General features: G+C 70.4%; 12 protein-coding genes and 1 pseudogene. 4 read left to right on the forward strand and 9 right to left on the reverse strand.

Annotated elements, in window-relative coordinates:
• Positions 1 to 73 precede the first annotated feature (73 nt).
• From ACWGIG_RS29475 to ACWGIG_RS29510, 8 genes are all read right to left on the reverse strand, one after another.
• Entirely contained in the window at positions 74 to 517 is a 444-nt protein-coding gene (locus tag ACWGIG_RS29475) for a rhodanese-like domain-containing protein (RefSeq protein ID WP_453324728.1), read from the reverse strand.
• Entirely contained in the window at positions 514 to 1,074 is a 561-nt protein-coding gene (locus tag ACWGIG_RS29480) for a cysteine dioxygenase (protein ID WP_453324729.1), read from the reverse strand. The genes ACWGIG_RS29475 and ACWGIG_RS29480 overlap by 4 nt, the downstream gene beginning before the upstream one ends.
• Positions 1,075 to 1,223: 149 nt before the next feature.
• Positions 1,224 to 1,310 (reverse strand): putative leader peptide, encoded by an 87-nt coding sequence (locus ACWGIG_RS29485; protein ID WP_453324739.1) that lies wholly within the window; start codon positions 1,308 to 1,310, stop codon positions 1,224 to 1,226.
• A 32-nt stretch (positions 1,311 to 1,342) separates the two neighbouring features.
• Positions 1,343 to 2,977, reverse strand: a complete 1,635-nt coding sequence (locus tag ACWGIG_RS29490; RefSeq protein ID WP_453324730.1) for an FAD-dependent monooxygenase — start codon at positions 2,975 to 2,977, stop codon at positions 1,343 to 1,345.
• A gap of 219 nt (positions 2,978 to 3,196) precedes the next feature.
• The gene (locus ACWGIG_RS29495; RefSeq protein WP_453324731.1) at positions 3,197 to 4,063 is read right to left on the reverse strand and encodes an amino acid ABC transporter permease; all 867 of its coding nucleotides are present in this window, start codon (positions 4,061 to 4,063) and stop codon (positions 3,197 to 3,199) included.
• Positions 4,060 to 4,707 carry an amino acid ABC transporter permease gene (locus ACWGIG_RS29500; RefSeq protein WP_453324732.1) on the reverse strand — a complete coding sequence of 216 codons (648 nt, stop codon included), beginning with the start codon at positions 4,705 to 4,707 and terminating at the stop codon, positions 4,060 to 4,062. Before ACWGIG_RS29500 ends, ACWGIG_RS29495 begins: the two co-directional genes overlap by 4 nt.
• Before the next feature lie 119 nt (positions 4,708 to 4,826).
• Positions 4,827 to 5,750 carry a glutamate ABC transporter substrate-binding protein gene (locus ACWGIG_RS29505; protein WP_453324733.1) on the reverse strand — a complete coding sequence of 308 codons (924 nt, stop codon included), beginning with the start codon at positions 5,748 to 5,750 and terminating at the stop codon, positions 4,827 to 4,829.
• Between the two features lie 80 nt (positions 5,751 to 5,830).
• Positions 5,831 to 6,616 carry an amino acid ABC transporter ATP-binding protein gene (locus ACWGIG_RS29510; protein ID WP_453324734.1) on the reverse strand — a complete coding sequence of 262 codons (786 nt, stop codon included), beginning with the start codon at positions 6,614 to 6,616 and terminating at the stop codon, positions 5,831 to 5,833.
• 256 nt (positions 6,617 to 6,872) lie between these two features.
• Between ACWGIG_RS29510 and ACWGIG_RS29515 the strand changes: the two are divergent.
• Positions 6,873 to 7,577: pseudogene (locus ACWGIG_RS29515) on the forward strand (response regulator transcription factor); the annotation flags it as partial.
• A 183-nt stretch (positions 7,578 to 7,760) separates the two neighbouring features.
• Entirely contained in the window at positions 7,761 to 9,152 is a 1,392-nt protein-coding gene (locus ACWGIG_RS29520; protein WP_453324735.1) for a sensor histidine kinase, read from the forward strand.
• Between the two features lie 25 nt (positions 9,153 to 9,177).
• Here the strand turns inward: ACWGIG_RS29520 and ACWGIG_RS29525 are convergent, their stop codons facing one another.
• Complete coding sequence (locus tag ACWGIG_RS29525) at positions 9,178 to 10,176, reverse strand: TAXI family TRAP transporter solute-binding subunit (RefSeq protein ID WP_453324736.1); 999 nt, start codon at positions 10,174 to 10,176, stop codon at positions 9,178 to 9,180.
• A 104-nt stretch (positions 10,177 to 10,280) separates the two neighbouring features.
• On the opposite strand from ACWGIG_RS29525, the gene miaB reads away from it, so the two are divergent.
• A complete protein-coding gene (gene miaB / locus ACWGIG_RS29530; protein WP_453324737.1) occupies positions 10,281 to 11,765 on the forward strand; it encodes a tRNA (N6-isopentenyl adenosine(37)-C2)-methylthiotransferase MiaB in 1,485 nt (494 codons plus the stop codon).
• A gap of 24 nt (positions 11,766 to 11,789) precedes the next feature.
• Complete coding sequence (locus ACWGIG_RS29535; RefSeq protein WP_453324738.1) at positions 11,790 to 12,566, forward strand: class III extradiol dioxygenase subunit B-like domain-containing protein; 777 nt, start codon at positions 11,790 to 11,792, stop codon at positions 12,564 to 12,566.
• The last annotated feature ends 118 nt before the right edge of the window (positions 12,567 to 12,684 follow it).

Raw genomic sequence — 12,684 nt, forward strand, 5'->3', positions numbered from 1 at the left:
GTCCTCAGGGGGTCCGGCGGACACGCCCGCACCTACTGCCCTGTACCTCTTGCTCCGCACCTACGCCCCGTACTTATTGCTCCGTACCTGCTGTCCCGTCCTGTACGGACGTGACGGGCAGGCCCGCTGCACGCCACGCCTGGAATCCGCCGTCCAGGTCGGTGGCCCGGTGCAGCCCCAACTGCCGCAGGGACGCCGCCGCGAGACTCGACGCGTACCCCTCGTTGCAGATCACCACGACGCGCAGACCGTGCCCGGTGGCCTCCGCCGCCCGGTGGCTGCCCTGCGGATCGAGCCGCCACTCCAGCTCGTTGCGCTCCACCACCAGCGCACCCGGAATCAGCCCGTCCCGCTCACGCAGGGCCGCGTACCGGATGTCCACCAGCAGCGCCCCCGAGCCCGCGGCGTCGTACGCCTCCCGCGGTCCGAGCCGGTCGAGCTCTTCGCGCACCCGTTCCAACAACTCGTCGATCCCCAGCGGAATCTGACGTCCACTCACCTGACCCGGCTCGCTCACTGCCACTCCTCCGGACGCTCCACCTGCTCCAGGCGCAGCACCGCGCCCGCACGGCTGTACCGTCGCATCAGCGGCAGCGGCGGGTAGTAGGCATGCACGGAGACCGCATGTGCCTCGTGCGACTCGTTGAGGACCTGGTGCACATGGTGTTCCCCGAAGGCGCGTCCCTGCCCCGCCTCCAACTGCCGTTCCCTGTCCACCCCGTCGGCCAGTTCCAGCGTCTTCCACCCCTCGGTGGGCAGCCGGGCGGCCAGGGACTGTTCGGTCAGGCCGCCCGCCGCCGTCGCGAACGCGCCGTGCGAGCCACCGTGGTCGTGCCACCCGGTCCCGGTCCCCGGCGGCCAGCCGATCAGCCACGCCTCGCTGCCGCCCGGCCCGTCGAGACGTACCCACGTACGCCCCTCCGGATCGAGCGGCAGGGTTGCCACCAGTGCGGCGTCGGCCGCGGTGCGTCGTACGAAGTCGAGGAGCTCGGCGGGAGTGGGCGCCGTCCGAGAGGGCGCGGGGGTGAGGGCGGGAGTGCGGGCAGGGGTGCGTACGGGTGCGGGAAGAGACACGGGGAGACCGTCCTGAGAGGTTCGCGGTACGCGCGGGTGCCCGGGGCCAGGAAGCCCTGAAGCCCTCGAAGAGCCCGAAGTTCCAAAGAGCCCGAAGCCTCAGAGAGGTTGAGGTGGCAGTACGCCGCGCGCGGAGAGAAGGGGGCGAATCAACAGGACGGGCGACAGACACAGCCCGCGTAGCGGACCAGGTCCATATGGACCCTCCGCCACAGGCACACATTGGTGTCGCTCACGTTCCGGAGTACACCATGTGCGCCTGTGCCGGTCAATTGATGTCCGCGGTCCGATCGGTGTGCACGGGGGCGCCGGACGCGTCGTCGAGCGCTTCGGCGGCCTCGGGAGCTCCCCCGCGCGCCGCGTCCGCCGCCGCGTGCAGCTCCGCCGGATGCACCCCGTCGAAGGCTGCGACGAGGTGCCCGTCCGGGCGTACGAGCAGCACGGTGTGCGCCGTCGCCCCCGGGTAGCCCTCGGCGACCAGGAGCTCAGCGGGTACGGGCAGGGCGGTCACCGCCGCGGCCAGCCGGGGCATCACGCCCGCCGACATCCAGTGCCGCCGGTCCCACACCCCGGTGCCGGGCGCGACGAGGACCACCAGGAGGTGACCCTGTCCCAGCCGGTCCCGCAGGTGTACGGCAGTGCCGTCCGGCGCGGTCACCCGTACGTCCTCGACGGGCGCACCACTTGCGGTGGCGACGTCGGCCTCCGTGCCGCCGTGCGCCGGGGAAGCGAGCGGCGAGTGGGTGTAGACGGGTGGGGCGCCCAGCGCGCCGCCGCCCAGATGGCCGTCGGCGAGCAGGCTGTCGTGGTTGCGCGCGGAGCCCGGCAGGACCGTGCGCAGCCCGCCGCCGCCCCGCAGGATCGGCAGCGCCTGGTCGGCGGCGCGCAGCCGGGCGGCGACGGCGGTGCGCCGCTCCGCCTCGTAGCTGTCGAGCAGGGTCCGGGAAGCCTCGTGGTGGAAGGCGTGCGCCAGCTTCCACGCGAGGTTCTCGACGTCCCGCAGACCCTCGTCGACACCTTGGGTGCCGAGCGCGCCCAGCAGGTGCGCCGCGTCCCCGGCGAGGAACGACCGCCCCTCGCGCCAGCGTTGGGCGAGGCGGTGGTGCAGCGTGTACACGCCGGTGTCGATGAGTTCGTACGGGGGCGTCTCGCCGCACCAGCCGGCCAGGGTGTCGCGGATCCGGGACACCAGGGCGTCGGGGGTGACCAGGTCGCCGCGCGGCGCGAGCAGCCAGTCGAGCCGCCACACGCCGTCGCGCAGCGGGCGGGCCGTCACTTCGGGGCCGCCGACCTGCCAGGGCGGCTGGCGGTGCAGCACAGTGGTGCCGGGCCAGGGGAGTTCGGCGCGCAGGGCGGCGACGGCGTGCCGCTCGACGGCGGTGCGGCCGGCGAAGCGGATGCCGAGGAGCTTGCGGACCGTGGAGCGGGCGCCGTCGCAGCCGACCAGGTAACTGCCGCGCCAGTACAGGTAACCGGGCTCGCGGGTGTGCACGGTGACACCCTTGGCGTCCTGCTCGATCGTGTCCACGCGCGCGAGCGTCGCCAGCTCGATCAGGGGGTGCGCGACGGCGGCCTCGTACAGCCCCTGGGTGAGGGCGTGCTGCGGGAGGTGCAGGGGGGCCGGGAACTCACTGTCGTCACCGAGCGTTAGTTCTCGTACGACCTGCTTGCGCCGCATCGACCGCCAACCGGACCAGAGCGCCCCCTCGTCCAGGGCGGCGGTGCAGCCGAGCCGTTCGACCAGAGCGGCGGTGTCCGGTCGCAGCACCACGGTCCTGGCCGTGCGCGGTTCCTGCGTGCCGTCGCCCTCGTCGAGGACGACGGAGGGGACTTGCTGTGCGGCGAGGGACAGGGCGAGCGCGCCCCCGACCGGTCCGGCGCCGACGACGATCACCGGGTCCACGACGCGGCCCCTCCGCCCCGTACGGACAAGCGGAAAGCAGTACGAGAAGCCGCACAAGCGGCAGTGGAAACACGGTGCTCGATCACAGAACGTATGCAACCCACTGCGAGTGCTTGCGTCAAGTGACGGAGGCAGCGGCGCGGGGCCGCTGCCTCATTAATCGTCAGTTTGCTGTGCGCCGGGGCTTTTTCGGGTGCTCCGGCGCACAGCGGGCTTCGGCTACGGGAGGACGCCGCCGCCTATCGTCCCCGGGACCGGTTCGGTGTTGGTCGGCGCGATGCCCGTCTTGGCACGTCGGCCCCGCTTCTCGATCCAGGTGGCGAGTGCCGAGAGGAGCAGACACAGCACGATGTACAGCAGACCGATCACGACGATCGTCGAGACGTACGGGTACATGCCGTTGACCAGGGTGTTGCTCGCGATCAGACGGGCGGTGTTCAGCAGCTCCGGGTAAAGGATCATGAAGCCGAGCGAGGTGTCCTTCAGGGTCACCACCAGCTGACTGATGATCGTCGGGAGCATCGCGCGGACCGCCTGCGGGATCAGCACGCTGACCATGACCTGCGTCTTGCTCATGCCGAGCGCGTACGCGGCCTCGCGCTGACCGGTCGGCACCGAGTTGATGCCCGCGCGCAGCACTTCGGCCTGTACGCATCCGTTGTAGATCGACAGGCCGATGGCCAGCGCCCACAGCGGTACGTCGGAGAGGAATCCGGCCCACACCGCGTAAATCGTGATCAGCAGCGGGATCGAGCGGAAGATCTCGATGAACCCGGTGGCCAGCCAGCTGACCGGCTTGTGGTCGGAGAGCCGGGCGACGGCCAGGACCACACCGACGACCAGGGAGCCGACCGCCGCGAGCCCGAAGGCCTTGAGGGTGGCGATCAGGGCGTCGGCGATGTTCTGCCGGATGCCCGAGTAGTTGAAGATGTCCCACATCTCGGGGGCGAGGTGCCCCTTGTCCGCGAGGCGGAAGACGGCGACGGCGAGGAGCGCCAGGATGGCGGCCGAGCCGACGACCGAATAGATCCGGTTGCGGACCTTGGCCTTGGGACCGGGGGCGTCGTAGAGAACGCTGGCACTCATCGTGCGACCTCCATACGGCGCTCAAGGAGACGGAAGAGGCCGCTGATGGCGAAGGTGACGATCAGATAGCCGAGGGCGACGAAGATGAAGATCGGCAGGATCGCGTAGCCGTCCTCGCTCAACGTCTTCTGCACTCCGAAGAGTTCGACGACGGCGAACGCGCCCGCGATCGCCGTGTTCTTGGTGAGCGCGATGAAGATGCTGCTCAGGGGCGGCAGTACGGTCCGGGTGGCCTGCGGCAGGACGATCATCCGCAGGGTCTGGCCGAAGGTCATGCCGAGCGAACGTGCTGCTTCGGCCTGGCCGACCGGCACGGTGCTGATGCCGGAGCGGACCGCTTCGCAGACGAACGAGGACGTGTAGAAGCCGAGCGCGACGGCGCCGAGCAGGAAGGGACTCATTCCGGGGAAGAAGATCTCCGGCACGACGAACGTGGTGACCAGGAACAACAGGGTCAGCGGGGTGTTGCGCAGGATCGTGACCCAGGCGGTTCCGAAGAACCTCAGGGGCGGCACGGGCGAGACCCGGAAGCCCGCGATGAGCAGCCCCAGGACCACGGCGATCACGCTGCTGACCGCGGTGATGAAGACGGTGCCTATGAAACCTTCCCAGAACAAAGGCAGATGGTCGGTCAGTACGTTCATGAGGTCTCCGCGTCGGCGGGCAGCGGCTGAAGGGCAGGGGGAGCAGCGCCCCGTACGGCCTCAACAGGCGTACGGGGCGCGTCGGTCGACCGGAATCGGCAGCGGTCGACCGGCCGGGATCAGTACTTCTCGACGGCCGGCGGCTCGGCGTACGTCGAGCCCGACAGGCCCAGCGTCGCGTCGTAGATCTTCTTGTAGGTGCCGTCCTTGACGTGGCTCGTCAGCGACTCGTTGATCTTGTCGCGCAGCACCTTGTCCTCCTTGTTCAGACCGATGCCGTACAGCTCGGTGGTGAACGGGTTGCCGGCGACCTTGAGCTTGGTCGGGTTCTGCGCGGCGTAACCCTTGAGGATCGCGTCGTCGGTGGTGACCGCGTCGACCTGCTTGGTCAGGAGCTGCTGCACGCAGTCCGAGTACTTGCCCAGCTCGACGACCGAAGCGCCGTACTCCGGCTTCTTGATCTCCTGGAGCGGGGTCGAGCCCTTGATGGAGCAGACCTTCTTGCCCTTGACGGTGGTCTTGTCCTTGATCGCCTTCTCGTCCTGGCGGATCAGGAGGTCCGCGCCGGCCTTGTAGTACGGGCCCGCGAAGCCGACCTGCTTCTTGCGCTTGTCGTTGATCGAGTACGTACCGACGTAGTAGTCGACCTGGCCCTGCGCGATGGTCGTCTCGCGGAGGTCGGAGTTGACCGTCTTCCACTCGATCTGGTCCGGCGTGAAGCCCAGGTCGGCGGCGATCATCGTGGCGATCTCGATGTCGAAGCCGGAGCGGGCCTTGGTCGACTGGTCCTCGAAACCGAGGTACGGCTGGTCGGCCTTGGCGCCGAGGACCAGCTTGCCGCGCGCCTTGGCAGCCTTGAAGGTGGGGGAGCCGTCGAGCTTCACGTCCTTGGCGACCGCGTACTTCGGGGCCTTGGGGGCGTCGGCGCCGCCGGGGGCCTTGGCGCCGTCACCGGCCGAGCCCTCCTTGCCGCCACAGGCGGTCGCGGTCAGGGCGAGGGCGGCGGCCATGGCTGCCACTGCGGCTGTTTTGCGGAGCTTCATGGTGAACATCCCTTACGTCGGTGTGTCGTTGGCCGGGATTCTCCGGCGGACGGGGAATCGGCACAACGGCCGACGGTCCGTCAGTGGTGAAGGATCTTCGACAGGAAGTCCTTGGCCCGGTCGCTACGAGGGTTGCTGAAGAACTGGTCCGGCGTGGCCTCTTCGACGATCTTTCCGTCCGCCATGAAGACGACCCGGTTCGCCGCCGAGCGCGCGAAGCCCATCTCGTGGGTGACGACCACCATGGTCATGCCGTCGCGGGCCAGCTGCTGCATGACCTCCAGGACCTCGTTGATCATCTCCGGGTCGAGCGCCGACGTGGGCTCGTCGAAGAGCATGACCTTCGGCTCCATGGCCAACGCCCTCGCGATGGCGACGCGTTGCTGCTGACCGCCGGACAGCTGCGCGGGGTACTTGTCCGCCTGCGCACCGACACCCACCCGGTCCAGCAGGGTGCGCGCCTTCTCCTCCGCGGTCTTCTTGTCCGTCCCACGGACCTTGATCTGGCCCAGCGTGACGTTCTCCAGGATCGTCTTGTGGGCGAAGAGGTTGAACGACTGGAACACCATGCCGACGTCGGAGCGCAGCCGCGCCAGCTCCTTGCCCTCCTGGGGCAGGGGCTTCCCGTCGATGCGAATGGCGCCCGAGTCGATCGTCTCCAGGCGGTTGATCGTGCGGCACAGCGTGGACTTCCCGGACCCGGAGGGTCCGATGACGACGACGACCTCGCCACGGGCGATGGTCAGGTCGATGTCCTGGAGCACATGCAGCGCGCCGAAGTGCTTGTTGACGTTGCTCAGTACGACCAGATCGCCTGACGCCGGTACTGCGTCCTGGGCGCCCTTGGTCACTGAAACTCCGCTCATCGGCTTTTGCTCCGTCCTCCTCGGTTGGGAGGACCCTAGTCACCCAGTGCGACCAGCGTCATTACATCTGAGCGGAAATTGAGCATAACGATCCGGCCTCAACCGGACACTCTGCGTGAACGGGGCACCGGGTGGGGATACCGGCTCCATAACGGAACAAGCCCGTGATGAGAAGGGCCTTGACGCAGCGTGTCCGGATCGGCGTGGATGCCCTGAGGCCAACAACGCGAAAGCTGCGCAGGGAAGGGGGAGGACCATGAGACTGCTGCTCGTCGAGGACGACAACCACGTCGCCGCCGCCCTGTCCGCCGTCCTCTCCCGGCACGGCTTCCAGGTCGTCCACGCCCGCAACGGCGAAGAGGCGCTCCAGGCGTTCCTTCCCGACGACCGCACCCCCCGCGAGCAGGAGCCCTTCGGAGTCGTCCTGCTCGACCTCGGCCTGCCCGACCAGGACGGGTACGAGGTCTGCAGCAAGATCCGCAAGCGCACCAGCACGCCGGTGATCATGGTGACCGCGCGCGCCGACGTCCGCTCCCGCATCCACGGACTGAACCTCGGCGCCGACGACTACGTCACCAAGCCGTACGACACCGGCGAACTCCTGGCCCGTATCCACGCGGTGAGCAGGCGCACGGTCACCGGGGACGCACCTGCCGCCTCCGGTGACGCAGCGGTACGTCTCGGTCCCGTGCGCATCGAACTCCCCACCCGCAGGGTCAGTGTCGACGGGACGGCCGTCCAGCTGACCCGCAAGGAGTTCGACCTGCTCGCGCTCCTCGCCCAGCGCCCGGGCGTCGTCTTCCGCCGGGAGCAGATCATCAGCGAGGTGTGGCGCACGAGCTGGGAGGGCACGGGGCGCACGCTGGAGGTCCATGTGGCGTCCCTGCGCTCCAAACTGCGGATGCCGGCCCTGATCGAGACGGTGCGAGGCGTCGGCTACCGGCTGGTCGCCCCGGAGTCGCCCGGAGGCGCTCCCGCACCTGATGCTCCCGGCGCACCTGGTGCAACCGGCGCACGTGCTCTTCCTGCCGCCCCGGGTGCTCCCGGTGTCCCTCCCGCTGCCGGTGCCCCGGGCGCCCCTGCTGCTCCTGGTGCCCCGGGCGGCGCAGGCGACCCCGACGTACCCCGGGCCACGTAACACCCCGTGCGCACCCGCCTCCTCCCGCTCCTCCTCATCCTGCTCACGGGCATGCTGATCGCCTTCGGCTTCCCGCTCGCCGTACGGGTGGCCGCGGCGCAGCAGCAGCAGGTGGTGATCGACCGGATCGACGACACCGCGCGCTTCGCCGCCCTCGCCCAGTTCGTCACCGAGCGCTCCGCAGCCAAGGACGAACGCCAGGGCACCCTGGAGACCGAACTCGGCCGCTACCAGGAGGTGTACGGCATCCGGGTCGGCGTCTTCTACCGCGACGGCGACGTCATGGCCGCAGCCCCGGCCGACTGGACCGTGCAAGCTGCCGGAGACCTCGGGAAGGACGCCTTCCAGGAGGCCCTCGCAGGGCGGCGCAGCCACGACCCGCCCCAGGCCTGGCCCTGGCAGGAGCACACCCTGGTGGTGGCCTCGCCGGTCGTACGGGACGGCGACGTGGTCGCGGTGGTGGTCACCGACTCGCCCACCGGGCAGCTGCGTTCACGCATCCTGCACGACTGGCTGCTGATCGCGGCGGGCGAGTTCGCGGCCCTGTTCGTGGCGATCGGCGCGGCCTTCCGGCTCACCGGGTGGGTCCTGCGGCCGGTACGCGTCCTGGACGCCGCCACGCACGACATAGCGACCGGCCGGATGAACTCACGGGTCGCCCCCGCCGGCGGCCCGCCGGAACTCCGCCGCCTCGCCCGCTCGTTCAACGAGATGGCGGACAATGTCGAGGACGTACTGGAGCAGCAGCGCGCCTTCGTCGCCGATGCCTCGCACCAGCTGCGCAACCCGCTCTCCGCCCTCCTCCTGCGCATCGAACTGCTCGCCCTCGAACTCCCCGAAGGCAACGAGGAGATCGCCTCGGTACGCACCGAGGGCAAGCGCCTGGCCCGGGTCCTCGACGACCTCCTCGACCTGGCGCAGGCCGAACACGCCCCGGCGGACCTCCGCCTGATCGACCTCGGCGAGATGGCCACGGAACGGGTGGCGGCCTGGGCCCCGCTCGCCGACGACAAGGGCGTACGCCTGCTGCGCAGCGGACCGGCGGCCGTCACCGCGTGGGCCGACCCGGTGGCGCTCTCCAGCGCACTCGACGCGGTGGTCGACAACGCCCTGAAGTTCACGCCCGCCGGCGAGCAGGTGACGGTCACGGTCGAGTCCCGGAGGGACACCTGCACGGTCGTCGTCGCCCCCGGCGGGCCCGGCCTGACCGAGGACGAACTGGCCCGCGTCGGCGACCGGTTCTGGCGCAGCAACCGCCACCAGAACGTCAAGGGATCCGGCCTCGGCCTGTCCATCTCCCGCGCCCTGCTCCTCGCGGGCCGCGGCACGATCGGCTACGGGGCGAACGAACCCCACGGGCTGCGCGTGACGGTCACCGTCCCGCGCAGCGAGCCGTAGCCGTTCGCCGGGCCGGCTTGCAGGGTCACGGCTTCGCCGACCGGTAGTAGCGCGCGGCGCCCTCGTGCAGCGGCAGCGGGTCGGTGAAGATCGCGGTGCGCAGGTCCACCAGTTGCGCGGCGTGCACCTGCCGCCCGATCCGGTCCCGGCTGGCGATCACGGTCCTGGTGAACCGGTCCGTCAGCTCCCGGTCCGTACGGTCCGTGGTCACCAGCAGATTTGCCACTGCCACCGTCGGCACGGCCGCCTGGTTGCGTACCTTCGCGTAGGCGTCGGCGGGCATCACGGCCGACCGGTAGTAGCGCGTGATGTCGCCGGGCTTCTGCAACGCCTCCACCAGTTCGGGACCGAGCGGGATCAGCCGTACCTCCATCCGCTGCGACAGGTCGCGGACCGCACTGGTGGGCAGCCCGCCCGACCAGAAGAAGGCGTCGATGTCCCCGGCCTCCAGCTGCCCCGGCATCGTGTCGATCCCTATCGACACCGGCTTCACGTCCCGCGCGGCGTCAAGACCGGCCGCCGCCAGCAGCCGGTTCGACACCAGTCGCACCCCGGACCCCTCCTGCCCCACGGCGACCCGCTTGTCCCGCAGATCGGCGACGGTACGGATCTTCGAGCCGTCCGGCACCACCAGCTGCACGTAGTCGTCGTAGAGCCGCGCGCAGCCGCGCAGCCGGTCCGCGCCGGTCCGACGGTTCCGCTGGTACGTCGCGACGGCGTCGGCGGTCGCGATCGTGAAGTCCGCCTTGCCGGTGGCGACCCGTTCCAGGTTCTGCTGCGATCCCTCGCTGGTGACCAGGGCGACGCCGACCTCCGGCATGTCCCGGCGCAGCGCCTCTTCGAGCAGCACTCCGTACCGCTGGTACACACCGGTCCGCACGCCCGTGCTGAACGTGATCTGCCCCTTCGGGGACGGCGCACCGGACGGCAGCAGCCACCACAGCAGCAGCCCGCACACCGCCAGCGCGGCGGCCACCCCCTGGAGGGCACGGCGGCGTCCGATTCGGGCGAGGAGGGTGGGCATGCCCGCGATCCTGCCAGCTCACCGGCCCCGCCGACCAGAGGAATCCGGGAGCGGACACCGCGCGACGCCCCGGACACCGCGGGCCCCGTACCCTGGTGGGCGAGATGAGCGAGAAGACATACGAGGTGCGCACTTACGGGTGCCAGATGAACGTCCACGACTCCGAGCGCCTGTCGGGCCTCCTGGAGGGCGCGGGATACGTCCGCGCGCCCGAAGGATGTGACGGTGACGCCGACGTCGTCGTCTTCAACACCTGCGCGGTCCGTGAGAACGCCGACAACAAGCTGTACGGCAATCTCGGGCGGCTCGCGCCGATGAAGACGAAGCGGCCCGGCATGCAGATCGCCGTCGGCGGCTGTCTGGCGCAGAAGGACCGCGACACCATCACGAAGCGGGCTCCCTGGGTCGATGTGGTCTTCGGCACGCACAACATCGGCAAGCTGCCGGTGCTGCTGGAGCGCGCCCGCATCCAGGAAGAGGCGCAGGTCGAGATCGCCGAGTCGCTGGAGGCGTTCCCTTCGACGCTGCCCACGCGCCGCGAGAGCGCCTACGCGGCCTGGGTCTCCATCTCCGTGGGCTGCAACAACACCTGCACCTTCTGCATCGTGCCCGCGCTCCGCGGCAAGGAGAAGGACCGCAGGACCGGCGACATCCTCGCCGAGATCGAGGCACTGGTCGACGAGGGCGTCTCCGAGATCACCCTGCTCGGGCAGAACGTCAACGCGTACGGCTCCGACATCGGCGACCGCGAGGCCTTCAGCAAGCTGCTGCGCGCCTGCGGGAGGATCGACGGCCTGGAGCGGGTCCGGTTCACCTCGCCGCACCCGCGCGACTTCACCGACGACGTGATCGCCGCGATGGCCGAGACGCCGAACGTGATGCCGCAGCTGCACATGCCCCTGCAGTCCGGCTCGGACACGGTCCTCAAGGCGATGCGCCGCTCCTACCGTCAGGAGCGCTTCCTCGGGATCATCGAGAAGGTGCGCGCCGCGATGCCGGACGCCGCCATTTCCACCGACATCATCGTGGGCTTCCCCGGCGAGACCGAGGAGGACTTCGAGCAGACGATGCACACGGTCCGCGAGGCCCGCTTCGCCAACGCCTTCACCTTCCAGTACTCCATCCGCCCCGGTACCCCCGCGGCCACCATGGAGAACCAGATCCCCAAGGAGGTCGTCCAGGAGCGCTACATGCGGCTGGTCGCCCTCCAGGAGGAGATCTCCTGGGAGGAGAACAAGAAGCAGGTCGGCCGCACCCTGGACGTCATGGTCGCCGAGGGCGAGGGCCGCAAGGACGGCGCCACGCTCCGACTGTCCGGCCGCGCCCCCGACAACCGGCTCGTCCACTTCACCAAGCCCGAGCAGGACGTACGCCCCGGCGACATGGTGACGGTCGAGATCACCTACGCCGCGCCGCACCACCTGCTCGCCGAGGGCGAGACGCAGGCCGTGCACCGCACCCGGGCCGGCGACGCCTGGGAGAAGCGCAACGCCGAACCGCAGCAGGGCCCCGGCGTCATGCTGGGCCTGCCGAAGATCGGTGTACCGGAACCGCTGCCGGCAGCCACAGGCGGCTGCAGCGTCGGCTGACCCCTCCCGCGTAGGCTGCCGGACATGCTCGTAGCCGCCGCCGTATGCCCCTGTCCGCCGCTGCTCGTCCCCGAGGTCGCCGCAGGAGCCGCGGCCGAACTCGACGCCGTACGGGACGCCTGCGCCGACGCGCTGGGCGTGCTCGCCGCGTCCCGGCCCGACCTGCTGGTCGTGATCGGCCCCGCCGGGGAGGGCGGCGGGGGCGCACACCCCCAGGGCGCCAGGGGGAGCTTCGCGGGGTTCGGCGTGGACCTGGAAGTGCGGCTCGGAGCCGACCCCGGGTCGGGCCTGGGAGCAGAGGCAGGCCGCGGCACTGGTCCCGGAGCCGGTTCAGGTGCCGAAGGCCCCGCTCCGGAGCGGGGCCTTCCCGTCTCGCTGTCCGTCGCCGCCTGGCTCCTCGGCCGTACGAACTGGGCGGACGCCCCCGTCGAAGGGCTCGGTGTCGGACAGTCCCTGTCCACGGCCCGATGCGCGGAAGCGGGCCGGGAGATCGCCAAGAGGGCGGACCGGGTGGCCCTCCTGGTGATGGGCGACGGCAGCGCCTGCCGCACCCTCAAGGCACCCGGCTACCTCGACGAGCGCGCCGGGAGCTTCGACGACGCCGCGGCCCGGGCGCTGGGCACCGCCGACACCGCAGCCCTGCTCGCACTGGACGAGGACCTGGCGTCGGCGCTGAAGGCCGCGGGCCGCGCCCCCTGGCAGGTGCTCGCGGGTGCCGGGGAGGGGACCGGCCTGGGCGGGCAACTGCTGTACGAGGGCGCTCCGTACGGCGTGGGGTACTTCGTCGCCGCTTGGTCCTGAAGGCCCGGGAGAAGGGCCTCGTCGGCCCTGCAGCGGGCCCACCGACCCTGGACAGGGGCCGGAATTGCTGCCTTGTTGAATTTCCAAGGTGCGCTGGTGATACGGGAACGGCCGCGGT

Source organism: Streptomyces sp. NPDC054863 (assembly GCF_053610825.1).